Origin of the sequence: Kribbella soli (assembly GCF_004331345.1) — a bacterium.
GTDB classification, from domain to species: domain Bacteria; phylum Actinomycetota; class Actinomycetes; order Propionibacteriales; family Kribbellaceae; genus Kribbella; species Kribbella soli.
Window position 1 is genome coordinate 310,320 of record NZ_SJJZ01000003.1, and the last position, 23,769, is coordinate 334,088.

The window sequence follows — 23,769 nt, forward strand, 5'->3', positions numbered from 1 at the left end:
CGCCCCGACTCCAGGTACGACGGCGGCAGTTCCTGACTCCCCTTCACGGGTCACAGTGGCGGGACCGCCCCGGACTCACACCGGGTTCCTGCTGATGCCGTCGATTGACGCCGCGACTCTATCCGACGTCCCCGGCAGCACGTGCAGAGCCAACGCTTGATGCTTGACCGCACTAGACCGCGGGTGTAGGCCGGGCAGGGAGGGCTTGAGCCGCTGACCCCCTCCAGCAGCGCACACCGTTGCTTCAGCGCAAGTCGTTCGACTTTCGACTGAAGGAGACTCCTGTGCGCTTCAATCACGCGCTCGCCACGTCCGCCGTCCTGGTCGCCGGACTCGCCGGCTCGGCCATCACGGTTCCGGCCGACGCTTCGGCACGCCACTCCGATCCGGCGGTCGTCACCACCTGGAACACGATCGCCACCCGCACCATCTTCACCGAGAACGCCACCCCGGTCCCCGTCTCCACGCTGTACTACGGCTTCGTGTCGATCGCCGTGTACGACGCGGTCGTGGCGATCGAGGGCCGCTACCGGCCGTACCTGCGACAACCTTCGGTCCACCGCAGGGCGTCGACGGAAGCCGCGGCTGCCACGGCGGCGTACCGCGTCCTGAGCTACTACTTCCCCGCGTCCGCCTCGAACCTCGCCTCCGACTACGCCACCTCACTCAGCGGCATCCCCGACGGGTCCGCCAAGAGCCGTGGGCAGCGAGTCGGCGAGACCGCCGCGGCGTCGCTGATCGCGGCACGGACGAACGACGGGCGTGGCGCGCCCATCACGCTCGAGGTCACTCCTGCTCCGGGTGTCTGGCGCCCGACCCCGGAACTGATGGCGCCGATGCTCGCTCCCTGGCTCGGCTTCGTGCGGCCGCTCGCCCTGAAGTCGCCGACCCAGGTACGGCTGCCCGGCCCCGACCCGATCACGTCGAAGGCCTACGCCCGTGACTTCGCCGAGGTGAAGGCGAAGGGCGCCGACGTCGGGTCGTCCCGGACCCCTGAACAGACCCAAACCGCGCTGTTCTGGAACGCGCCCGTGCCCGTGCAGTACAACGCCGCGTTACGGGACCGGACAGCCGCCAGCGGGATGGACATCGTCCGGACCGCACGCGCCTTCGCGCTCCTCAACACCGGTACCGCCGACGCGGTGATCGCCTGCTGGCGGGCGAAGTACGACTACGCGTACTGGCGGCCGATCACCGCGATCCGGCTGGCGGACACCGACGGCAACCCCGCGACCGCAGCCGATCCCAGCTGGAGCCCACTCGTCGCGACGCCGCCGTACCCCGACTACGTCAGCGGCCATGCCTGCCTCACCGGCGCCGCATCGGAGACGTTCAGCAGGCTCTTCGGAGCGCGCTCGATCGACATCGACGTCTCGTCCTCGGTCACGGGGACGAATCGCCACTACTCCACCGCGGCGGCGCTGGACGCGGAGACCAAGAGCGCCAGGATCTGGCTGGGTCTGCACTTCCGCCAGGCGATGGACGACGGCAACCGGCTCGGGCACCGCGTCGGCACCTGGACCGCTACCCACGAGTTCCAGCCTGCGCGGTGACCTTCAGCGGTGCATGGCGTAGTGCGCCGCCAGGAGGTCGGTGCCCCAGTCGTTGCGGAGGTCTCGCCAGACTGAATGGATGTGGTTGGCGTTGTCCTGGGTGTTGTCGTACTCGGCCAGGAAGGTGGGGCCGGCGATCGAGTAGTAGTGGCGGTTGCCGACCCCGGGCTGGGTCTCGCCGGCCCAGGCGAACGTCAGCTGCTCGATGCCCTGTTCGGTGATGTCGTGCCACGTCTGCAACCCGATCGGCCCGGCGGCGCGGCCGACGTACTGACCGATGAGGAGGCTGAGGAGCTGGCGCTGGTCCTCGGTCATGTCGCCGTACGCCAGGCCGCGGTGCAGCAGCGACGCGTCGGCGACCGGGTCGTGGCGGGTGAGGATGTCGTCGGGCGCCTCCTCCGAGACGCGCGCAACGTCGAGCTGGGCCGGCTCGAGGGCGTGCAGGAGCTGGAAGCCGAGGTCCTGCTCGGCGACCAGGAACCGCCGCCCGGCCTGCGGCCCGGACAGGACCTCCGCCGGATTCGAACCGAAGAACTGCGGGGTGAACGAGATCGCCCCGTCCACCAGCGTCACGTGCAACGCCAGATGGTGACCGTTGAGCCGCCAGGCCCAGGGCTCGGTCCCGGCGGGATCGCCGAGCACGCGGAGGTAGTAGCGATCGCCGACCGTCGAACCTTCCCATCCCCCGATCTCCGCGACCTCCATCGGATCACCGAGGCCGCGGACGATGATCTCGGCCGCCATCACGGCGCGGAAATCGGCCAGACCGCGCTTGCTGTAGACGAGTTCGAGCAGGCGGACGACGAGGGCCTCCTGCGCCACCGACAGCTCGGTCAGCGCCAGGCCCGGAACAGCACCGGGCAGGTAGGTCCACGTCTGGTGATCGGGTGTGTCGAACGGTGCCGAGATGCTCTTCAGTTGCTCCGGCGTCAGCGCGGCCAACAGGTCCTGGGTTGCCGCGCGGATCTGGTCCACCACCATGCGATCACTCCCGTCGAGTAGCCCTCTCCTCAGGACCCTACCCGCCACTCCCGACGCTCGCTCGCGCTCTCACGTCGCGGTCAGGAGCCTCGGAGCAGCTAGAGCCAGGCCGAGCGTTCGGGTTCCGTCGGTTCGTAGGTGGTCCACTGGTCGAACGGGCGGTCCAGCTTGTAGCGGAAGTCTGGCTGACGCAGCAGGACGCGGGTTTCCGCGTTGGCCGGGTTCCGCAGCGACTCGAAGAACCGGACCGACCAGTGGAACCAGCGCATGCAGAACAGCCGCATCGTGAGCCCGTGCGACACCAGCAGCACGTTGCGCGCCGCGTCCGGTGTCTCGAAGTCGCGGTGCATCGTCTCCAGGAACGTCGACACCCGGTCGTACACGTCCGAACCCGACTCACCATGCGTGAACCGGTAGAAGAAGTGCCCGAACGAGTCGCGCAGCTCCTCCTGCCGCTCGATGTCCGCGGTGTCCTGGAGGTTGGCCCAGTCCTGCTCCCGCAGCCGCGGCTCCTCACGCGGCACGCCGATCAGGTCATCAAGCCCGAGCGAGTCCAGCGTCTGGCGTGCCCGCAGGTACGGCGACACGTACACACGGACCGGCTCGTTCTCGAACAGCTCCCGCAGCTCCCGCCCCGCCTTGGCCGCCTGCTCGTGTCCCAGCGCCGTCAGCGGGACCGTGTGGTCGGGGATGCGTTCGTAGATCGTCTTGTCCAGGTTCGCCTCGGACTCGCCGTGCCGGATCAGCGCGATCCGCACCGGCCGATGACTCAACCCCATCGCTTCCCCTTCGCTAGCACCGCGGTGATCGCTGCGACGCCGGCCGCCGCCATCCCGACCCGCCGCGCGAGTGCCGCCGTACGCCGGACGTCGGCGACCGTCGGCGCCGGACCGTCGCCCAGCGTGCCGCGGTCCTCCGCGTAGGTCCCGTAGCTGTTCGTCCCGCCGAGTGTCAGCCCGAGCGCTCCCGCGAACGCGGCCTCGACCGGCCCGGCGTTCGGACTCGGATGCTTCGGCGCATCTCGCCGCCAGACGCGCGTTGTCTCCTGCACCCGACCCGCCGCGAGGCCGGTCAGCAACGCGCACACCCGCGCCGGCAGCAGGTTGAGTACGTCGTCCAATCGCGCCGACGCCCACCCGAAGTTCAGGTACTTCGGCGACTTGTAGCCGACCATCGCGTCGAGCGTGTTCGCCGCGCGGTACCCGAGGAGACCGGGGACGCCGAGGACCCCGCCCCAGAGCAGCGGCGCGACACACGCGTCCGAGGTGTTCTCGGCGATCGACTCGACCGTCGCGCGGGCCAGCCCGTCGGCTTCGAGGTCGGTCGCGTCGCGGGCGCACAGATGGCTGAGCCGGTCACGGGCCGCCGGGATGTCCTTCTCCGCCAGCAAGGCGGCCATCGTTTCGGCCTCACGGTCGAGGCTGCGGGCACCGAGGACGGTCCAGGTGGCGGCGGCAGTGACCACGGTGTGGAGGATCGGATGCCGACGGGTGAGCCGCTCGGCCGCGAGGCCCAGAACCGTTGTGCTTCCGACGAGGACCGCGGTGTGGACGGTGCCGTTGCGGCGCGAGTCGGCGTACAGGCGTTGCTCGAGGCGGGCGGCGGTCTGGCCGAAGCCGGCGACCGGGTGAAAGCGGCGGGGGTCGCCGACGAGCCGGTCGGCCGCGAAGCCGATGAGAAGACCGATTGCCCGTGACACCCTCGGCAGTCTGCCAGGTCCGCAGCTGTGATTGGGTGAGCGGCATGGGAATCGCGGAGCTGCTGCGGCAGGTCGACGGGGCCGGGGAGTTCGGGGTCTGGCTGGGCCGGTTGGACGGTACGCCGGTGTTCGTGCACGAGGCAGAGCGGACGCACTACTCCGCGAGCACGATGAAGCTGCCGGTGGCGATGGCGATGCTGCGCAAGGTCGAGGCGGGTGAGCTGGCGCTGTTCCAGCCGGTGGCCGTGCACAACGACTTCGAGTCCGCGGCCGGCGGCCGGTTCGGTGTGGACCCGGAGGAGGACGAGGCGCCGAAGACCTGGGAACAGCTGGGCAAGAAGGTGCCGCTCAACTGGCTGGCGACGGAGATGATCACCCGGTCCAGCAACCTGGCGACCGACCTGGTGCTCGAGCAGGTCGGTATCGCGGCCGCGCACACTGCTCTGGCCGAGGCGACGCTGCCCAGCTCGCCCGCGCCGGAGTCCAGGATCCAGCGCGGCATCGACGACATGCCTGCTGTCCGCGCCGGAATCAGCAACCTGATGAGCCCGGCCGGCCTGGCCGGAGTCCTCGTTGCGGTAGGCAACCAGCAGGGTGAGTACGGCGAGTACCTGCGCGAACTGCTGGCCGCCAACCAGTGGAACGGCGAGATCCCCGCACTGCTGCCGAAACGGACCCGCGTCGAGCACAAGAACGGCTGGGACAGCCGGATCCGGCACGACGGCGGCATCGTTCGCCCGAAGGACGCCGACCCGTTCGTGCTCGTCGTGTGTACGACGTCGGACCTGCCGGACACCGAGGCGCAGCAGCTGATCGCGTCGATCGCACTCGAGGCCTGGAACCACCGGCACAACCTGGAGGCAGTGCGGTGAAGCTCACCACCCACCTGGTCTCGGCGCCGCTGCACACGCCGTTCGTCACCGCGCTGCGGACGGCAACCCATGTCGAGTCGCTCCTGGTAGAGGTGAGCGACGGCGAGCACAGCGGCTGGGGCGAGGCGCCGCAGGTCTGGAAGGTGACCGGCGACTCCCTCGCCGGCTCACAGGCCTGTATCGAAGGCCCGATCACCACTGCGCTCGAGGGCCTCGGCCCGGACGATCTCACGGAGGCGCTGCGTCGCGTGCAGGGCGCGGCAGTCGGCAACTTCGGGGCGAAGGACGCTGTCGACGTAGCACTGCACGACCTGGCTGCGCGGCGGCGCGGGCAGACGCTGCACGGGTTCCTCGGGTCGACGACCGACGTCGTCCGGACGGACGTGACGCTGTCGGTCGGCGACGCGGACGCGTTGGCCGACGCCGGGAAGGCGCGGGTCGCGGACGGGTTCGACGTACTCAAGATCAAGGTCGGCACCGACGCGGCCGGCGACATCGAGCGCGTCCGCCGGGTCCGCGACGCGATCGGGCCCGAGCCGCGGCTGCGCCTGGACGCCAACCAGGGCTGGACGCGTCGCGACGCGGTCACGGTGATCCGCGCGCTCGAGGACGCCGGCTGCGCGATCGAGCTCGTCGAGCAGCCGGTCGCCGCGGCCGATCTCGACGGCATGGCCTGGGTGACCGACCGGGTCAGTACGCCGATCCTCGCCGACGAGTCCGTGTACGGCGTCCGCGACCTGGTGGCGGTGATCCGGCACGGCGCGGCCGACCTGGTGAACGTGAAGCTCGCGAAGTGCGGCGGGCTGGCACCGGCCCGGACGCTCCTCGAACTCGCTCGCGAGCACGGCCTCGGCGCGATCGTCGGCTGCATGATGGAGAGCCACGTCGGCGTCGGCGCGGCGGCCGCGCTGGTCTCGGCGTACCCGACGACGGCGGTCAACGACCTGGACGCCGCTTGGTGGCTCCGCGAGGCGCCGGTGACCGGCGGGATCCGGTACGACGGCTCGCTGATCCACCTGCCTTCTGCTCCAGGACTGGGCGTGACAGGCTTGACGGTATGAAGTTAGCCGCCGCCAACGTCCCGATCAGTACGGTCTGGACTTCACCGGACGCGCCGCGCGACATCGACGCGCCGGCCACCGCCACCCAACCCGACGTGGCCGCGTGGGCCAAGTCGATGGACACCGAGACCCGGCTCGGCCTGCACGGCCGGACCCTGACCCAGCTGCTGTTCGCCGAGCCCGTCCTGGTGCGCTCGGAGCGGGACGGCTGGTCCGAGGTCCTCGCGCCGTGGCAGCCGTCGTCCCAGGACGAGCTCGGGTACCCGGGCTGGGTCCCGTCGAGTCACCTGGGCGAGCTGCCGCAGATCGCGTCCGACCCGGTCGCAATCGCCGTACCAACGGCCGCGTTGCTTGCCGAGCCTGGTGGCCGGCCGGTATCGGAGCTGTCGTTCGGGACGGTCTTGGCGTCCGACGAGCACGCCGACGGGCATACGCGGGTGGCGACACCCGACGGCGGGTCGGGCTGGCTTCTGGACGCCGTACTGCGGTCTGCGTCCGAGCCGTCCGATGCCGACGAGCGGCTGCGCCTCGGCGAGCAGTTCCTCGGGCTGGAGTACCTGTGGGGCGGTACGTCGGCGCACGGGCTGGACTGCTCCGGGCTGATCCACACTGTCAGCCGGGTGCTCGGGCTGCGGACGCCGCGGGACGCGCACGACCAGGCGGACACGCTGCCGAACATCCCGATCGACGACGCGCGGCCGGGCGACCTGTACTTCTTCGCACGGCCCGGGAAGCCGGTGCACCACGTCGGGTTCGTGTCCCCGGCGGGGATGCTGCACGCCTCCGAGACCGGCAAGCGGCTGGAGAACGAGGCGCTCACCGACGACCGCCGGGCGACGCTGGTCACCGCCGCGCGCTTCTGAACAGACAAAATCGCCCCGGACCGCTGGGCGGGTCCGGGGCGATCCGTTGTGGTCAGGACTCCTTGTGGTGAAGCTCCGGCTCCGAGGGCTCGACCTCGTCGACCGGCTCGGCCGCCTTCAACGTGCGGGACTTGTGCAGGCTGAGGATCGTGGTGATGCCCAGCGTCACGATGATGAAGCCGAGCGAGAACCAGATCGGGATCTCCGGGGCCCAGTCGATGTGGTGACCGCCGTTGATGAACGGCAACTCGTTCACGTGCATCGCGTGCAGCACCAGCTTCACGCCGATGAACGCGAGCACCACCGACAGACCGAGCGACAGGTACACCAGGCGGCGGAGCAGGTCACCGAGCAGGAAGTACAGCTGCCGCAGACCCATCAGCGCGAACACGTTCGCGGTGAAGACCAGGAACGGCTCCTGCGTCAGGCCGTAGATCGCCGGGATCGAGTCGAGCGCGAAGAGCAGGTCGGTGGTGCCGAGCGCGATGATCACGATCGCCATCGGGGTGACGAACCGGCGGCCGTTCTGCTTCAGCGTCAGCTTCACGCCGTTGTACTCGTCGGTCGCGTTCAGCCGCCGCTTCGCGAACCGGATGACCGCGTTCTCCTTGAAGTCCTCGTCGTCGTTCTCGCCCTGCTTGGCGAGGTGGATCGCGGTGTAGACCAGGAACGCGCCGAAGATGTAGAAGATCCACGAGAACTGGTTGATCGCGGCCGCGCCGACCGCGATGAAGACGCCGCGGAACACCAGCGCCAGGATGATGCCGACCAGCAACGCGGTCTGCTGGTACTTCCTCGGTACGCCGAACCTGGACATGATGATCAAGAAGATGAACAGGTTGTCGACGCTCAGGCTGTACTCGGTGAGCCAGCCGGCGAAGAACTCCCCGGCGTACTGCCCGCCGGAGAACCACCAGACCCCGAGGCCGAAGACGACCGCGAGACCGACGTAGAACGCGATCGCGGTGGCCGATTCGCGGGTGCTCGGCTCGTGTGGCCGGCGGCCGATGACGAAGACGTCGAAGGCCAGCAGCGCCAGGAGCAGGCCGACGGTGATGTACCAGACATAGTCAGCAACGTGCATAGAATCCTCCGGAGCTCAGACGAAAAATCGACTCCGAAGGTCTCTTCCGCGTCACTCAGAGTGACGCCGAGGGCACCGGGTTCGGGACGAGCCCTGACCGTGATGACGATGCCGCCGCAAAAGGAATACTCCCCTTCTCAAGGTCCATTCTGACGGCTCGGTGTCCCAGACTCCAAATCCAGGACGCCGTGTCCGCCTGTCGAAATCATCGCAGCCCCGTCAGGGAGTAGTCGCAGCCGGTAACCTATTGGCCGCCGATCAATCGCCGGCCGTCGGTCGTTGCCGCTTCGGCAGCTTCCCCACCACGGTCTCGTACGACGCGTCGATCAGCTCCAGCACCTCGTCGTCCGGCACCGCTCCCCCGAGCCGCACCGTGTTCCACCCGGCGCGCCCGATGTACGCCATCTTGCTGACGTCGTCCGGGTACGTATCCACCAGCTCGTCGGCCTCCTCGCGGTTCGCCCCGCACTTCAGCCCCACCGCACCGCCCCCGAGAAACGCAAAGATCTTCGGCCCCACCTTCGCCACCACGTCCCCGTCCCACGGCTCGTCCTGCCAAGCTCCCGCCTTCCCCAAGCAGTACTCGAGCACGTCCCCGTCACTCAGCTGCCCCATCTCATCCCTCCTGCCAGCCGGCCCTGACACGCACACTAGACCGCAGTCCGGACAGAACTACGCTGCTCGGCATGGGTTCTGTTGTGGTGGCTGCTGTGCAGGCCGGGTCCGTGCTGTTCGACACGCCTGCGACCGTGCTGAAGGCAGAGCGGTGGATCCGCGAGGCGGCGGAGAGTGGCGCGCGGCTGGTCGTGCTGCCGGAGGCGTTTCTCGGCGGCTATCCGAAGGGGTACGACTTCGGGATCACCGTCGGTTCGCGATCGCCGGAAGGTCGCGAGCAGTTCCGCCGGTACCGGGAGGCCGCCGTCGAGCTGGACGGGCCGGAGATCGCGCGTCTGGCCGAGCTCGCGGGTGAACTCGACGTACACCTCGTGGCCGGCGTGATCGAACGGGACGGCGGGACGCTGTACTGCACGGCGGTGTTCATCGACCCGCGCGACGGGCTGGTCGCTCACCACCGCAAGCTGATGCCGACCGCGGCCGAGCGGTACCTGTGGGGCCAAGGCGACGGGTCGACGATGCCCGCGGTCCGCACGGACGTCGGGGTGCTGGGCGCCGCGATCTGCTGGGAGAACTACATGCCGCTCTTCCGGCAGTCCATGTACGCCAAGGGCGTGCAGATCTGGTGCGCGCCGACGGTCGACGACCGGGAGCAGTGGCAGGCGACCATGCGGCACATCGCGCTCGAAGGCCGCTGCTTCGTCATCAGCGCGAACCAGTACCTGACCCAGGACGGCGCCGTGCTGATCAACGGCGGCAGCACGATCATCTCGCCGCTGGGCGAGATCCTCGCCGGACCGCTGCGCGCCGGTGAGGGCATCCTGCTCGCGGAACTCGACCTCGCCGAGCTCGAGCGCGGGTACTTCGACTTCGACTCGGTCGGCCACTACGCCCGGCCGGACATCTTCACGCTGACCGTGGACGAGTCGCCGCGGCACACCGTCGTACGCCGGAGCTGACCGGCCCCGGCGTACGACGGTTTCCGCTACTTCGCGCCGGCGTTGGTCATCTGGCGGAGTTCCTTCTTCAGTTCGGAGATCTCGTCGCGGTAGCGGGCGGCGACCTCGAACTGGAGCTCGGCGGCGGCGTTGTGCATCTGGTCGGTCAGCTGCTGGATCAGGTCGGCCAGGTCGGACGACGGGAGCCCGCCGGCCAGTTCCTTCGCCTTCTCGCCGGCCTTCGCCTTGCCTCCGCCGGGGACCGGTGCCTTGCCGCGCGACTGGGTGCGGCCGGAGCCGAGCAGCTCGGCGGTGTCCGCGTCCTCGCGGGCCAGCATGTCGGTGATGTCGGCGATCTTCTTCCGCAGCGGCTGCGGATCGACCCCGTGCGCGACGTTGTACGCGATCTGTTTCGCGCGCCGCCGGTTGGTCTCGTCGATCGCCTGCTCCATCGACGGGGTGATCTTGTCGGCATACATGAACACCTGGCCGGACACGTTTCGCGCGGCGCGACCGATCGTCTGGATCAGCGAACGGCCCGACCGCAGGAAGCCTTCCTTGTCGGCGTCCAGGATCGCGACCAGCGACACCTCGGGCAGGTCGAGACCCTCACGGAGCAGGTTGATACCGACGAGAACGTCGTACTCCCCCATCCGCAGCTCGCGCAGCAGCTCGACCCGGCGGAGCGTGTCGACCTCGCTGTGCAGATACCTGGTCCGGATCCCCATCTCGAGCAGGTAGTCGGTCAGGTCCTCGGACATCTTCTTGGTGAGCGTCGTGACCAGGACCCGCTCGTTGCGCTCGACCCGGATCCGGATCTCGTGGATCAGGTCGTCGATCTGGCCCTTGGTCGGCTTCACGATCACCTCGGGGTCGACCAGACCGGTCGGCCGGATGAGCTGCTCGACGTACCCGTCGGACTTGTCCTGCTCGTACTGCCCCGGGGTCGCGGACAGGTACACGGTCTGGCCGATCCGCTCCAGGAACTCCTCCCAGCGCAGCGGCCGGTTGTCCATCGCCGACGGCAGCCGGAAGCCGTGCTCGACCAGGGTCCGCTTCCGGGACATGTCCCCCTCGTACATCCCGCCGATCTGCGGGACGGTCACGTGCGACTCGTCGATGACCAGCACGAAGTCCTCGGGGAAGTAGTCCAGCAGACAGTGCGGCGCCGTACCGGCCTCGCGGCCGTCGGTGTGCCGGGAGTAGTTCTCGATCCCGGAACACGTCCCGATCTGCCGCATCATCTCGATGTCGTACGTCGTACGCATCCGGAGCCGCTGCGCCTCCAGCAGCTGCCCGCCGCGCTCGAGCTCGGCCAGCCGCCCCTCCAGCTCGGCCTCGATCGAGGTGATCGCGCGCTCCATCCGCTCCGGCGCGGTCACGTAGTGCGTGGCGGCGCCGATGTAGACCTCGTCCTCCTCGCTGATCACCTCACCGGTCAGCGGGTGCAGCGTCATCACGCGCTCGATCTCGTCGCCGAAGAACTCCACCCGGACGGCGAGCTCCTGGTAGACCGGGAAGACCTCGAGCGTGTCGCCGCGGACCCGGAACGTGCCGCGGGTCCCGGCCAGGTCGTTGCGCGCATACTGCACGCCGACCAGCTTGCGGAGCAGGCCGTCGCGGTCCATCTCGGTGCCGACCTTCACATGGATCATGCGGTTCAGGTACTCGTCGGCGGAGCCCAGGCCGTAGATACAGGAGACGGTCGCGACCACGATCACGTCGCGGCGGGTCAGCAGCGACCAGGTCGCGGAGTGCCGCAGCCGCTCGACCTCCTCGTTGATCGAGGAGTCCTTCTCGATGTAGGTATCCGTCTGCGGGACATACGCCTCGGGCTGGTAGTAGTCGTAGTACGACACGAAGTACTCGACGGCGTTGGCTGGGAAGAACTGCCGCAACTCGTTCGCGAACTGGGCGGCGAGCGTCTTGTTCGGCTGCAGGATCAGCATCGGGCGCTGGACCTTCTCGGCCAGCCACGCGATCGTCGCGGTCTTACCCGTACCGGTGGCGCCCAGCAGCACCACGTCCTGCTCGCCGGCGTTGATCCGCCGCTCGAGGTCCGCGATCGCGGCCGGCTGGTCACCCGCCGGATCGAAGTCCGACACCACCTTCAGCGGGGCGACCATACGCTGGAGATCCGAGACCTGTCTCATGCCCTCCACCGTACGGTCCCGCGCCGACAGTTTCTAAAAACCGCAGGTCAGAAGCTTTTCACCAGGCTGTTGTTCATGTAGATCAGCTCGTTCACGCGGCGCGCATAGACGCGGGTCTCGAGGGCCGCGTCGGTGGCGGTGGTGCGGTCGAACTGGTCCTGGTAGGCGGTGACGAAGCCCTGCATCTGGACCTTCTTGCCGTTCTTGGCGACCCAGGCCCCGGTGTAGGACAGCGCGTAGCAGGCCTTGATGTTCGGGTTCGCCGGCTTGCACGCGGTGCCCTTGCCGATCCGGACGCCCTCCATACCGTTCGACTCGACGTCGACCAGGTGCTCGGCGAAGCCCTTCGCGTCGTACAGCTCGGTCTGACGGACCCAGTAGTACCCGTCGATCAGCCCACGCGCGTTGAACTGCTGCAAGATGTAGTTCTTGCCGCTCCTGGACTTGTCCCAGTCCGGCAGCCAGCCCTTGGACGGCGTGAACCAGATGCCCCAGCCGACCTGGACACCGACGTCGTTCGGCCCCTTGGAGTCGTTCGGGGTCGGCGTCGGCGACGGCGTGTACATGGTGCGGCCGCCCGGCTCCGGCGTCGACTGCGTGGTCGGCTTGTCGTCCTTGCCGTTCACCATCAGCACGACGCCGACCGCGACCAGCAGCACCGCCACGATCGCGCCGGCCATGATGATCCACGGCGTCCGGTTCGCCTTCGGCGGATGGCTCGGCCGGCCCGGACCGGGGCCCCAGCCGCCGCCACCGAAGCCGCCACCGGCGGCGGCGCCGCGCTGCGCGAGCGGTGCCTGCTGACCCTGCTGTCCCTGCCCGGTGCCCCAACCGCCGGGAGCGGGTGCCGGCGGCGGGCCCGGCGGTGGACCGTACTGCTGACTCATAGTTGTTCCTCGCGGTAGTTCTGGGGATCCGTCACAGACTGTCGATCACGGACTTCTTCATGATCGCGGCGTCCGCCTCGGCCTTCGCGGCGAAGTCGACCCGGGTCCGGAAGTCCAGCGCGGTGACCACGTTGTCCTTGCGCCGGTACACCTCGACGGAGCCCTTGACCTGCACGTCCTCGCCGTTCACCTTGGCCGTGGAGGTGTAGTCGATCGCGATGCACTCCACCAAGACGTCCTTCGGGCACGGCAGGTTCCGTACGTTGCCGAGCTGCGCGACCTCGTTCTCGGTCTCGCCCTCGACGATCCCGAGCAGGTAGGCGTTCGCGGTCACGTTCTGCTTCTGCCGGACCCAGAAGAACGCGCGGGGCTCACCGTTCGGCGCGTACGTCGCGACCTCTTTTCCTTGGGTCTCCTTGGTGACCAGTTTCCAGCCCTGGACCGGGACGAGGGAGACGCCGAACCCGACCGGGAGCGCGTTCGGCGGCGGCTGGTACGACGATGCCGGCGCGGTCGGCGCGGTCGGCGTACCGGCAGGCGGGCTCGGCGACTGGCCCGGGTCGGCCTTCTTGTCACCGCCGGACAGCGCCACCAGCACGACCGCGACCAGCGCGACCACGAGCAGGCCGGCGCCGATCGGGATCAGCAGCGGCGGGACGGAGAAGCGCTTCGTCTTCTCCGCCGGCGGGCGGCGCATCGAGGGCGGGCCGACCTTGTCGCCCCACGCCGACGAGGTCTGCGTCGCCGGACCGGAACCAGACCCGGACCCCGGGCCGGGTCCAGGACCCGGTCCGGGCGCGCCGCCGTCGCCCCACGGCGACGGCGGTGGCGCCACCTCGAGGTCCCACGGCGACGGCGGGAGCTGGTCCTCCGGCTCGTCGGTCTCGTCCGGGTCCGGTCCGGTCTGGTTGACCCAGGGGTTACCGCCGGTCCCCTTGTCTCGCTTTCCGCTCACTGACTCTGCAGCACCGACTTCAGCATGGCCGTGGTGTCCGGGTCGAGCGTCGAGAGCTTGTCCTTGCGCCCGTACGCCCTGGCGACCGTGAACACCCCGTCCTCGCGCTCCACCACGGCGACGAACCCGACGACCGCGAGGCTGCCGCTCTGGCTGCTCTGCAGGCCCGAGTACGACTGGGTGAGCAGGGTCTTGACCGGGGTCTTGTCCTCCGGACCCGGTGTCGTCGTCTTGACCTGGCCGGTCTTGACCGAGGACAGGCTCTTGGTGTCGGTCTTGAGGACCTGCGGCAGCAGGGACGCTGCGCTGGTACCCGTCACCTTCGCGGCCTGGACCATGAAGACACCCTCGCCCTGCTTGACCAGGACGACGCCCTTGAACCCTTCGACGCTCTTGCGGATGTACCCCGTCTGCGGCTTCACGTAGACGCCCTCGGCGACCTCGATGCCCTCGTCGCCGCCGTTCGGCTCCGTCGTCGGCTCCGTGGTCGGCGAGCCGGTGGGCTCAGAAGTCGGCTCACCGGTGGGCTCGCCCGTGGGTTCCTCGGTCGGTTCGCCGGTCGGCTGCGAGGTCGGCGCGGACGTCGGGGCCGGAGTCGGGTCGGCCTGGTCGTCGTCGCCACCCTTGAAGACCAGGGCGAGCACGACACCGATGATCGCCACGACCGCGAACGCACCGCCGGCGATCAGCAGCGTCTTGCTGCTGCCGCCACCGCCACTGCGCGGAGGCTGGTTCCACTGCTGGCCGCCGTACGGAGGCTGCTGCCCGGGGAAGCCCGGCTGCTGGCCGGGAAACCCCTGCTGCTGCCCCGGGTAGCCCTGCGGAGGCTGCTGGCCAGGGAACGCCTGCGGTTGGCCCTGCTGCGGGTACGGCGGCTGCTGGCCGTACCCAGGCTGCTGCGGCTGCCCGTAACCAGGCTGCTGACCCGGCTGACCCGGCTGCTGACCCGGCTGCTGACCTGGCTGCTGGCCGTACCCGGGCTGCTGACCGTAGCCAGGCTGCTGACCGGGCTGCTGCCCCGGCTGCCCGCCGTACGGCGGCTGTCCGCCCTGACCGCCTTGACCACCGTACGGCGGCTGCTGGTTGCTCATGCCTGCGTCTCCCCAGTCGTCGCTTCGTACCCACTGGCACCCGTGGCTGCTGTCACCCCGCGGGCGGACTTCGGTACGGATCGCACCGAGTTGCCGCAGGCCGAGCAGAAGTCGGAGTGCGGGAGCAGCGGCATCTCACAGCGCGAGCAGAACGCCAGATCGCCGGACGCGTGGTTGGAACCGCCCCGAGCGGCCGACTCCAGCGCAGCCTCCAGGAGGCCCTTGTGGAGCACGGTCCGGACCCGGATGATCAGCGCGCCGAGCAGCAACAGGCCCCAGACGACGCCGAGGATCGCGCCGATCGTCGAGCCGCGGCCGCCAACGAAGCCGAGCAGGTAGATGCCGCCCTGGAACAGCGCGTTCACCACCATCGCCTGCAGCAGGCCGCCGACCCAGCGCGGCGTGAAACCGTCGTACTTCTCGCCGAGGCCGGAGAACTCCGCGCCCGCGAGACCGGTCGCCGAGCCGTACACCAGCGGCTTGATGAAGCCGTGCAGCACGACGATCGAGATCCAGGTCCCGGCACTGCTGCCCGGACCGGCGAAGCCGCCGCTGATCCAGCCCCAGTGCAGCACCAGCGTCTCGAAGCACGCGTAGCCGACACCGGCGACCACACCGAAGGTGAAGCCGTCCATCAGGTCGTCGTACCGCGGCCGCGACGCGAGGTAGAGCGGGCCGATCTGCCGGATCAGCTCCGACACGACCGGCACCAGGAGGAGCACGATCAACAGGTCCCGCAACGACGGTCCCGAGCGGTTCTCGCCGATCGTGGCGATCGACAGCCCGACCTTGTCCGACCAGATCCAGGTGAAGAGCGCCGCGAGTACGCCGGTCAGCACGAAAGCCGCGGCGACCACCGGGATCGGCTCGTCCTCCCAGAGGTTCACGTCGTACAAGTAGATGATGTAGACGATCGGGATCGCGAAGGCCGCGATCATGATCGCCACCGGCAGGGCGCCGAGCGCCGCCGTCACCACGGTCAGCAGCAGGGCGATGCCGAGCGCGACCTTGTAGGTGTACGGCTGTTTGCCGGACCCCTGCGGCATGATCGTCGAGACCAGTTTGAACGAGGCCACGGCCTCGTCGGGCCTGGCGGCGTACGCGTTCTTCCGCTCGGAGTCCCCGGTGCGCATGTCATTGCCACAGTGATGACAAAAGTGCGACACCTCGGGGACGTCAGAGCTGCAGCGCGGGCAAACCACGCCATCCTCCCAACGTCGGACGTTCGGACCGGCACGGAGGTGCGCCGACCGTGTCCGGCCTGAAACACACCTCGGGCCGAACCGGGACAGATTCTCGTACAGGCGGTCCCGGATTCATCATTTCCCGCGCAAGGGTCACCTTTTCGTGTCCGGACCGTGGCCTTGGCGCTGTTGGAGTGTGGCCCACACCTCGTCCAGGCGGCGATCCAGGTCGGCCAGGCTGCCGGAGTTGCCGACCACCACGTCCGCGACCGCGAGCCGGTCGTCCCGGGATGCCTGGCTCGCGATCCGCTGTTTCGCTTCCTCGTCAGTCATTCCGCGCTGCGCGGTCAGCCGCTGCACCTGGACCTCCAGCGGTACGTCGACCACCAGCACCAGGTCGAACCGGTCCGCCTGACCGGTCTCGACGAGCAGCGGGATGTCGTGCACCACGATCGCGTCCGCCGCCGCATCGGCCTCGATCTCGGCAGCCCGCGCCCGGACCCGGGGGTGGATGATCGCCTCCAGCTTCCGGCGGGCGGTCTCGTCGCCGAACACGATCTTCCCGAGCGCCGGCCGGTCCAGCTCACCGTCGGCCGTCAGTACGCCGGGACCGAACGCCGCGACCACCTCCGCGAGACCGTCGGTCCCCCGCGCGACCACCTCCCGCGCGAGCACATCGGAGTCGATCACCACGGCACCCCGCGCGGCCAGCCGCGACGACACCGCGCTCTTCCCGGCACCGATACCGCCAGTCAGTCCCACTCTCAGCACCGTCGCAGCCTACCGACCCGGTTCGGGCAGCAGTTGAGCCCTCCGGGCCGGACAATCGAAGGGGCAGGCTATCGAGGGGGCACGGCGTGGAGATCCGGCTACTGGGACCGGTTGAGGTGATTCGTGACGGCGTGCCCGTCGCGCGCCTGACCGGGCGCCCCCGGACCCTGCTGGCGGTGCTCGCCCTCGCCGCGCCGGAGCCAGTCACCGTGGACGCCATCGGCCGTCGCGTCTGGGGCACCGACCCGCCCGAGAACCTCCGGCCGAGCGTGCAGTCGTTGGTGTTCCGGCTGCGCCGGCTGCTCGGACCGGAGGCAGACATCGAGTTGATCGGCAGCAGTTACGCGCTGCGCATCGCCAGCGGACAGGTGGACGCGTCCCGGTTCGGGCAGCTGGTCGAGGCGGCGAGCCGCTTGGACGACCCCGGCGAGTAACGGGACCGGCTCACGGCAGCGCTCGCGCTGTGGCGCGGCGAGCCGTTCGGCGGGGTCGACTCGGAATGGCTCGACCAGCTCCAGACGCCCAGGCTGACCGAAACGTACCTGTCCGCCGTCGAGCGACGGCTCGACCTCGACCTCGCCGCGGGGAAGCACGAGCAAGCTTTGCCGGAGCTGCGGGAGCTCGCAGCGGCCTACCCGCTCCGCGAGTCGCTCTGGCTGCGGCTGCTGACCGTGCTCGCCAAGTGCGGCCGTCCGGCCGACGCGTTGACGCAGTACGAGGAACTGCGCCGCCGGCTCGCCGACGAGCTGGGAACCGATCCTGATGAGCAGCTGCGTGCCCTGCACGCTCAGCTGCTCGCGGCGACACAGCCCCGGCAGTTGGCGCCCAAGCAGAGCGCGATGACCCCTCGCCAGCTCCCGCCTGCTCCAGGGGGCTTCACCGGCCGGGCGGCGACGCTCGCCGAGCTCGACCGTCTGAGCTCGGCGCCGCGGGCGTCGAGCGCTCCGACGATCGTTGCCGTGCACGGGCCGGGCGGAGTGGGCAAGACCGCGCTGGCTCTGCACTGGGCGCATCGGGCAGCGGACCGGTTCCCGGACGGTCAGCTGTACCTGAACCTGCAGGGCTACGGGCCTGACCGGCCGCTAGATCCGGACACCGCACTGGATCTGCTGCTGCGAGGTCTCGGCCTGACCGGTGCTCAGATCCCGGATGGCCGGCAGGCGCGGGCAGCCCTGCTCCGAAGCGTCCTGGCCGGCCGCGAGGTGCTCGTCGTACTGGACAACGCCCGGGACGCCGACCAGGTGCGACCGCTGATTCCGGGCTCGGCCGGTCTGGTGCTGGTCACCAGCCGCAGCCAGCTCAGGTCCCTCGCCGCCCGGGAAGGTGCGCACCGCGTGCCGCTGGAGCCGTTCAGTGAGGACGACGCGGCGGCGTACCTCACGCGGGTCCTAGCTGCCCACGACGTTCGCCACGACACGGCGGAGCTGGCCGAGCTGACGCGGCTGTGCGGCCACCTCCCGCTGGCGCTGGCCATTGCCGCGGAGCGCCTCACCCGGGACCCGGCCGGGAGCGTGCAGGCGTTGTCCACCGAGCTCGAGCAGCATCCGGACCGGCTGGCGCTGCTGGACGTCGGTGAGGACGCCGACGGCGCGCTGCGGGCAGTCTTCGGCTGGTCGTACGACGTACTCGACTCACAGCCTGCCCGCGCCTTCCGCGTGCTCGGGCTGCATCCGGGTCCCGACACGAGTCTGGAGGCCGTCAGCGCGCTGCTCGCCGTACCGCCCGAGGAGACGCGACAGGCCCTCGGCCAGCTCGTCGGCGCGCATCTGCTCGAGCAGCCCAGAGAGAGGTACCAGCTGCACGATCTGCTGGCTGAGTACGCCGTCCGGCTCGTGCAGGAGCTCGACGACGCGGCGGAGAGCACCGCAGCGCAGACGCGACTGCTGGACTGGTACGCGCATTCGGCGCTGAACGGCAAGGTCGCGCTGGAGAAGTCTGAACCGCTCCTCGATTTCGGCACGCCTGCAGCAGGTGTCGAGCCGATGGTCTTCGAGACCGCGCGGCAGGCCGTCGACTGGTTCACCGACGAGCGGCAGGGCCTGGTCGCCGCGGTCCGCACCGCGGTCGAGCAGGGGCACGATCGAGCGGCGTACCGGCTCGCGCATGCGCTCTGGCCGTACCTCATGTACCTGCGCGCCCTTGACGACCTGTTCGAGATCCAGTGCCTGGCGCTCGACGCCGCTCGCCTTACGGGCGATGGCGACGCCGAGGCGGTGACGGCGCACGCCGTCGGTCGCGCGTACCTGTTCCGCTCCGACTTGGACCGGGCCTGCAAGCACCTCGACGAGGCGCTGCGGCTGTTCGAGTTGCTCGGCAATGACCACGGCCGGGGCTCGGCGCTGACCGACCTGGGCCGGCTGTATCGCCGCTGGGGTGACACCGACGCGTCCGTTCGGCACCACCGCGCGGCGATCGACGTTCTCGAGCCGCTGAACGACACCGCCGGAGTCGCCCGGAACCAAGCGAACATCGCCGAGACCTACCTGCTCGCCGACCGTCACCACGAAGCGGTCGTGGCAGCGCGCGAGGCGGTCGCGCTGAACCGTGTCGCCGGCGAGCGCCGCGCCGAGGCTTTCGCACTCAACACCCTCGCCACCGCGCTACTCGGCCAGGGCGACCACGACGACGCCGAGCGGATCGCCTCAGAGGCGTTGGACCTCAGCCGCGACCTGGACGACCGCTGGTCAGAGGTCTGCGCACTGACCCACCTGGGCCAGGCCCTGCACTCCCGCGACAGCGTCACAGAAGCCCACCACCACTGGCAGCTCGCCCTGGACATCCTCGACGAGACCGGAATGCCAGGCGCCGACAATCTGAACCGCACGACCCTGACCCAACTCCTCACCGCCACCAGCCTCCCGCGCCCGTTCAGAGTGCGGGAGGCCAGTCCGGCTAGTGGCGGGGTTGCAGGTAATTGCGGACCACCAGCTGACCGATCTTCGTTCCGTGGTTCTCGCCTTCGGTCGTGGCGTGCTTGAAATGGAACCCGACCAGCACTCGTGAGCGGGCGTTCTCGGCAGAAGCCTGCGAGAACCTGGTGAAGTGACGCACCACCGGGTTGGCGTCGGTGCAGGTGCTACCGGGCAACACGGTGAAGCTGCACAGCGAGAAGTCCATCCGGTCGGTCTTGAAGAACCCGCGAAGTACGGCGGCCGCCGCACCACCCTCGACGCTGTGGCCGGAGTCGTGATCGGGGATCGGCGGTGTGGTCACCAGCGGGGTCCAGGTCGGGTCCGGCGCAGTCGCGTCGTTGCCGTCCGTTGCGCCCAGCTGGATCGCGGTCACCGGCCGCCAGAACAGCAGCTTGTACTTCACGGCGAAGGTCGCGATGTAGCCGTCGGTCAGGGCCAGATCGAGCAGGCCGAACAGGCGCGCGCTCTGCCAGAGATCCAGGTGCCGGCCGGTTGCCAACTGGCGGGCAAGCCGGTTCCACAGCAACGGCGAGCTCTCCACCCAGAACCTGGCCATCTCGGTCTCGTCGGCGGTCCGGGCGCTGGGCGTGGTCACGCCGTCGCCGCCCAGACGTTTCACCTCGTTGTAGTCGGCGGCGTACTCGGCCGAGTCGAGCGCGAGCGGCGGTGCCACCGGGAACTGCTTGGCCGAGCGGAGCGCGAAGGGCCGCACCTCTCCCCACGTGGGGGCGAAGGCGAACGGCGTACCAGGAGTGAACCGGTACTCGCCGGGATCGACGCCTTGCGGGAAGTCGGCGACCACCAGCGGCACCTCGGACGCCCCGTCGTCCGCACGCTTGGCAAGGATGGTGTACGCCGACTTCTTGCCGAGCGCGACACCGGCCAGCTTCGCGGCGCTGTCCGGAATCGTCGCCAGTTCCGAGGTGTACGCCGTCTCGACGCCGGCGATGGCGGCGCTCGTGTCGGTGAACGGTGGGGTGAGGTCCGTCAGCGCACCGACCAGCGCTGTCCTCGCGGCAGCGGCAACGGCGGCCTCCGGGGACGCGCCCCGCGCACGGCCGTGGAATGCATAGGCCTGTGAGCGCGGTTGGATGGCATTCAGCGCATCGTGGATGGCGATGTGCATCATCGCGTACATGCGCGACTCGTGCAGCGGATTGTCGGTCGGCGCGAGATGAGTGGCCAGTGCGGCGGTCGCTGCGGTGGTGTTCCACCGGACCACCGCGTTGTCACTGGTCGCGACTGGGCGGCTCGGTGCAGCGTCGGCGGCGCCGTTGGCCGGTGCGAGCAGTGCAAGCAGCACAATCGCTCCGGCTGCGAGTCTGGCGCGGGACAGGACACTGCGTTTTCTGGCCACGAAAGGGCCCCCCTTGAGACAGGCCCGGAGCATCGGATCACGGGCCTTGTCCCGACGCTATGAGCCGCCACCGCGACGGTCAATGCGTCGTAGACGTGCGAGACCCCCGCATCCAGTACGGGGGATGCGGGGGTCTCGGGTACTACTGCTACCGGGTCAGCCCTGGCCGGTCAGCTTCTCGCGAAGCGCCTGCAGTGCCTCGTCGGAAGCGAGCGCACCCTCGACGGGAGCGTCGTCCTTCGGGGCAGAGCCGCCGGAGGCCGAGGAGTACGTCGACGCCTCGCCGGCCTCGACGTCCGCCGTCTTGGCGTCCTCGATCTGCTTCTTGTGGGCCTCCCAGCGCGTGTGGGCCTCGGCGTACTGCCGCTCCCACTCCTCGCGCTGCGCGTCGAAGCCCTCGAGCCACTCGCCCGTCTCCGGGTCGAAGCCCTCCGGGTAGATGTAGTTGCCCTGGTCGTCGTACGTCGCCGACATGCCGTAGAGCGTCGGGTCGAAGTCGTCCGAGACCGGGTCGACACCCTCGTTGGCCTGCTTGAGCGACAGCGAGATCCGGCGCCGCTCCAGGTCGATGTCGATGATCTTGACCATGACGTCGTCGTTGACCTGGACGACCTGCTCCGGGATCTCGACGTGCCGCTCGGCCAGCTCGGAGATGTGCACCAGACCCTCGATGCCCTCCTCCACGCGGACGAACGCACCGAACGGAACCAGCTTGGTGACCTTGCCGGGCACGATCTGGCCCATCTGGTGGGTCCGGGCGAACTGCTGCCACGGGTCTTCCTGGGTCGCCTTCAGCGACAGCGAGACGCGCTCGCGGTCCATGTCGACGTCCAGCACCTCGACCGTGACCTCCTGGCCGACCTCGACGACCTCGGTCGGGTGGTCGATGTGCTTCCAGGACAGCTCCGAGACGTGCACCAGACCGTCGACGCCGCCGAGGTCCACGAACGCACCGAAGTTGACGATCGAGGAGACGACACCCTTGCGGATCTGGCCCTTCTGCAGCTGGGTGAGGAAGTTCATCCGCACCTCGGACTGCGTCTGCTCCAGCCACGCCCGGCGGGACAGGACCACGTTGTTGCGGTTCTTGTCCAGCTCGATGATCTTGGCCTCGATCTCCTGGCCGACGTACGGCTGGAGGTCGCGGACCCGGCGCATCTCGACGAGCGAGGCGGGCAGGAAGCCACGCAGGCCGATGTCCAGGATGAGGCCACCCTTGACGACCTCGATGACGGTGCCGGTGACGACGCCGTCCTCTTCCTTGATCTTCTCGATCGTGCCCCAGGCCTTCTCGTACTGGGCGCGCTTCTTCGAGAGGATCAGACGGCCTTCCTTGTCCTCCTTCTGGAGAACCAGGGCCTCGACGTGATCGCCGACGTTGACGACCTCGTTCGGGTCGACGTCGTGCTTGATCGACAGCTCGCGGGAGGGGATTACGCCTTCGGTCTTGTAACCGATGTCGAGCAGGACCTCGTCCCGGTCGACCTTGACGATGGTGCCCTCGACGATGTCGCCGTCGTTGAAGTACTTGATGGTCTGATCGATCGCCGCGAGGAAGTCTTCCTCCGACCCGATGTCATTGACCGCTACCTGCGGGGTGGTGCGTACTGCGGGGTCGAGAGGTGCCTCGATGCTGGCCGTCATGTGGTGGGTTGCTCCGTGGACTGGTGGTGTTGTGCGGTCGCGTCATGAACCGTTGGATCGCATCAAACCGCTGGATTGCCTGAAGAGCACAGATTCACCACCGACTGCTGCGAGCACGAGCCTGCTCCGTCCGAGGTCGCGCGGGCCCATAGCGCATCTCACAGAATACCGGTCTTGACGGAGACAGCACAACCTGGGGCACCCGGTGCCGACCGGCCGCCCGCCGAGGTCTCCCGACGTGCCACTGATCTCAATGTACGACGCCGAACGCCGGACGGCCCCCGGCCAGCGTGCCCGTGTCCGCCATTCGGGAGACCAGACGGTGCGCGGCCGCCGCGACCTCGTGCTCAGCGGCCCGCTCCGCGAGGTCCAGCAGCGCCCACAGATCGGCCGCCCGACCGAGGTCCACCAGCCGCTCCCCCAGCCCCATTCCCCGGAGCGCGTCCAGTACGGCCGCGGCCAGGACCTGGTCCTCCGAGAAGCGGAGCAGGTTGCCCAGATCGGCGTACGGCGAACCGGCGTGGGCGAACTCCCAGTCGATCAACCCGGTGATCGACGCCGTCTCCGGGTCGACCAGCAGGTTCTTCGGATTGAAGTCGCTGTGCACGAGGCAGACCCGGTGCACGCCGTCGGCCAGCACGTCCTCCGCCTCGTCGACGACCGCCGCGAAACCCTCCCGCTGCCGGTCGTCGAACCCGAGCCGGAGCCCCGCGACGTACTCCGTCAGGTCGCCGAACCCGAACGGCTCGACCGTCAGCTCACCGCCGCGGAACATCCCGGACTGCAGGAACGGCATCCCGCTCAGCCGCGCCAGCAGCTCTCCCAGCTGCGTCCCGACCCGTCGCCGCTGCTCCTCCGTCGCCGACTCGAGGAAGACCTGCAGGTTGATCCCCGGCAGTCGCTCGGTCAGCAGGTACGGCGGATCCTCGAAGGACCCCTCGCGCTTGAGATCCAGCACCCGCGGCACCGGCAGCAGTCCGCGCACCAACTCGAGCAGCGAGGCGTCGACGGCGGACCGCTCCGGGTCCCGCACGTAGAACTTGATGACCGCGTCCTCGTCGCCGGCGCTCACCGCGAACGTCTGCCCGCCGTACCCACCGGTCAGCGGAACGGCACTGGCCGCGAAATCGCTCATGCCTCCGCATCCTG

At 69.3% G+C, this 23,769-nt stretch carries 21 protein-coding genes, 1 pseudogene and 1 riboswitch; of the genes and pseudogenes, 8 read left to right on the plus strand and 14 right to left on the minus strand.

Annotated elements, in window-relative coordinates:
* Positions 1–6 precede the first annotated feature (6 nt).
* Positions 7–131, minus strand: a riboswitch (cobalamin riboswitch).
* A 153-nt stretch (positions 132–284) separates the two neighbouring features.
* Positions 285–1,553, plus strand: coding sequence for a vanadium-dependent haloperoxidase (locus tag E0H45_RS24455; RefSeq protein WP_202872500.1), 1,269 nt, complete (start codon positions 285–287; stop codon positions 1,551–1,553).
* 3 nt (positions 1,554–1,556) lie between these two features.
* Here the strand turns inward: E0H45_RS24455 and E0H45_RS24460 are convergent, their stop codons facing one another.
* The 3 genes from E0H45_RS24460 to E0H45_RS24470 all read right to left on the minus strand — a co-directional run bounded on the left by E0H45_RS24460 (position 1,557) and on the right by E0H45_RS24470 (position 4,233).
* A complete protein-coding gene (locus tag E0H45_RS24460; RefSeq protein ID WP_131341357.1) occupies positions 1,557–2,534 on the minus strand; it encodes a DUF3500 domain-containing protein in 978 nt (325 codons plus the stop codon).
* A gap of 98 nt (positions 2,535–2,632) precedes the next feature.
* Positions 2,633–3,313, minus strand: a complete 681-nt coding sequence (locus E0H45_RS24465; protein ID WP_131341360.1) for a phosphoglycerate mutase family protein — start codon at positions 3,311–3,313, stop codon at positions 2,633–2,635.
* Entirely contained in the window at positions 3,304–4,233 is a 930-nt protein-coding gene (locus tag E0H45_RS24470; RefSeq protein WP_202872501.1) for a cobalamin biosynthesis protein, read from the minus strand. Before E0H45_RS24470 ends, E0H45_RS24465 begins: the two co-directional genes overlap by 10 nt.
* A 44-nt stretch (positions 4,234–4,277) precedes the next feature.
* On the opposite strand from E0H45_RS24470, the gene E0H45_RS24475 reads away from it, so the two are divergent.
* From E0H45_RS24475 to E0H45_RS24485, 3 genes are read left to right on the plus strand one after another with little or no spacing between them, the layout of a single operon-like run.
* Positions 4,278–5,105 (plus strand): serine hydrolase, encoded by an 828-nt coding sequence (locus E0H45_RS24475; protein ID WP_131341366.1) that lies wholly within the window; start codon positions 4,278–4,280, stop codon positions 5,103–5,105.
* Complete coding sequence (locus tag E0H45_RS24480) at positions 5,102–6,166, plus strand: mandelate racemase/muconate lactonizing enzyme family protein (RefSeq protein ID WP_131341369.1); 1,065 nt, start codon at positions 5,102–5,104, stop codon at positions 6,164–6,166. The genes E0H45_RS24475 and E0H45_RS24480 overlap by 4 nt, the downstream gene beginning before the upstream one ends.
* Entirely contained in the window at positions 6,163–7,029 is an 867-nt protein-coding gene (locus E0H45_RS24485; RefSeq protein WP_131341372.1) for a C40 family peptidase, read from the plus strand. The genes E0H45_RS24480 and E0H45_RS24485 overlap by 4 nt, the downstream gene beginning before the upstream one ends.
* Before the next feature lie 52 nt (positions 7,030–7,081).
* Here E0H45_RS24485 and E0H45_RS24490 read toward each other — a convergent pair whose 3' ends face one another.
* Positions 7,082–8,113, minus strand: coding sequence for a TerC family protein (locus E0H45_RS24490; protein WP_131341375.1), 1,032 nt, complete (start codon positions 8,111–8,113; stop codon positions 7,082–7,084).
* 258 nt (positions 8,114–8,371) lie between these two features.
* The gene (locus tag E0H45_RS24495) at positions 8,372–8,728 is read right to left on the minus strand and encodes an MmcQ/YjbR family DNA-binding protein (RefSeq protein ID WP_202872502.1); all 357 of its coding nucleotides are present in this window, start codon (positions 8,726–8,728) and stop codon (positions 8,372–8,374) included.
* Positions 8,729–8,799: 71 nt separating this feature from the next.
* Between E0H45_RS24495 and E0H45_RS24500 the strand changes: the two genes are divergently transcribed.
* Positions 8,800–9,687 (plus strand): nitrilase-related carbon-nitrogen hydrolase, encoded by an 888-nt coding sequence (locus E0H45_RS24500; protein ID WP_131341378.1) that lies wholly within the window; start codon positions 8,800–8,802, stop codon positions 9,685–9,687.
* Positions 9,688–9,713: 26 nt separating this feature from the next.
* Here E0H45_RS24500 and uvrB read toward each other — a convergent pair whose 3' ends face one another.
* From uvrB to coaE, 6 genes are all read right to left on the minus strand, one after another.
* Positions 9,714–11,819 carry an excinuclease ABC subunit UvrB gene (gene uvrB, locus E0H45_RS24505; RefSeq protein WP_131341380.1) on the minus strand — a complete coding sequence of 702 codons (2,106 nt, stop codon included), beginning with the start codon at positions 11,817–11,819 and terminating at the stop codon, positions 9,714–9,716.
* A 47-nt stretch (positions 11,820–11,866) separates the two neighbouring features.
* On the minus strand, positions 11,867–12,706 hold the full coding sequence (locus E0H45_RS24510; protein WP_131341383.1) for a hypothetical protein: 840 nt from the start codon (positions 12,704–12,706) through the stop codon (positions 11,867–11,869).
* Positions 12,707–12,737: 31 nt separating this feature from the next.
* Positions 12,738–13,661, minus strand: coding sequence for a hypothetical protein (locus E0H45_RS24515; protein ID WP_131341386.1), 924 nt, complete (start codon positions 13,659–13,661; stop codon positions 12,738–12,740).
* The gene (locus E0H45_RS42950; RefSeq protein WP_131341390.1) at positions 13,658–14,752 is read right to left on the minus strand and encodes a PT domain-containing protein; all 1,095 of its coding nucleotides are present in this window, start codon (positions 14,750–14,752) and stop codon (positions 13,658–13,660) included. Before E0H45_RS42950 ends, E0H45_RS24515 begins: the two co-directional genes overlap by 4 nt.
* Positions 14,749–15,885, minus strand: coding sequence for a PrsW family glutamic-type intramembrane protease (locus E0H45_RS24525; protein ID WP_238155237.1), 1,137 nt, complete (start codon positions 15,883–15,885; stop codon positions 14,749–14,751). The genes E0H45_RS42950 and E0H45_RS24525 overlap by 4 nt, the downstream gene beginning before the upstream one ends.
* Before the next feature lie 204 nt (positions 15,886–16,089).
* Positions 16,090–16,707, minus strand: coding sequence for a dephospho-CoA kinase (coaE, locus tag E0H45_RS24530; protein WP_131341396.1), 618 nt, complete (start codon positions 16,705–16,707; stop codon positions 16,090–16,092).
* Between the two features lie 131 nt (positions 16,708–16,838).
* Here coaE and E0H45_RS24535 point away from each other — a divergent pair, with 131 nt between their 5' ends.
* The 3 genes and pseudogenes from E0H45_RS24535 (at position 16,839) to E0H45_RS43680 (ending at position 19,685) form a co-directional block, all read left to right on the plus strand.
* The gene (locus E0H45_RS24535; protein ID WP_165546582.1) at positions 16,839–17,141 is read left to right on the plus strand and encodes an AfsR/SARP family transcriptional regulator; all 303 of its coding nucleotides are present in this window, start codon (positions 16,839–16,841) and stop codon (positions 17,139–17,141) included.
* Positions 17,142–17,156: 15 nt separating this feature from the next.
* Positions 17,157–17,492: pseudogene (locus E0H45_RS43975) on the plus strand (AfsR/SARP family transcriptional regulator); the annotation flags it as partial.
* 1,338 nt (positions 17,493–18,830) lie between these two features.
* Positions 18,831–19,685 (plus strand): tetratricopeptide repeat protein, encoded by an 855-nt coding sequence (locus E0H45_RS43680; protein ID WP_272949011.1) that lies wholly within the window; start codon positions 18,831–18,833, stop codon positions 19,683–19,685.
* Here the strand turns inward: E0H45_RS43680 and E0H45_RS24545 are convergent.
* From E0H45_RS24545 to E0H45_RS24555, 3 genes are all read right to left on the minus strand, one after another.
* Entirely contained in the window at positions 19,600–20,922 is a 1,323-nt protein-coding gene (locus E0H45_RS24545) for a vanadium-dependent haloperoxidase (RefSeq protein WP_165546583.1), read from the minus strand. The genes E0H45_RS43680 and E0H45_RS24545 overlap by 86 nt on opposite strands.
* A 210-nt stretch (positions 20,923–21,132) precedes the next feature.
* The gene (rpsA, locus tag E0H45_RS24550) at positions 21,133–22,620 is read right to left on the minus strand and encodes a 30S ribosomal protein S1 (RefSeq protein WP_131341406.1); all 1,488 of its coding nucleotides are present in this window, start codon (positions 22,618–22,620) and stop codon (positions 21,133–21,135) included.
* Positions 22,621–22,870: 250 nt separating this feature from the next.
* The gene (locus E0H45_RS24555; RefSeq protein ID WP_131341409.1) at positions 22,871–23,755 is read right to left on the minus strand and encodes a phosphotransferase family protein; all 885 of its coding nucleotides are present in this window, start codon (positions 23,753–23,755) and stop codon (positions 22,871–22,873) included.
* Positions 23,756–23,769: the final 14 nt, after the last annotated feature.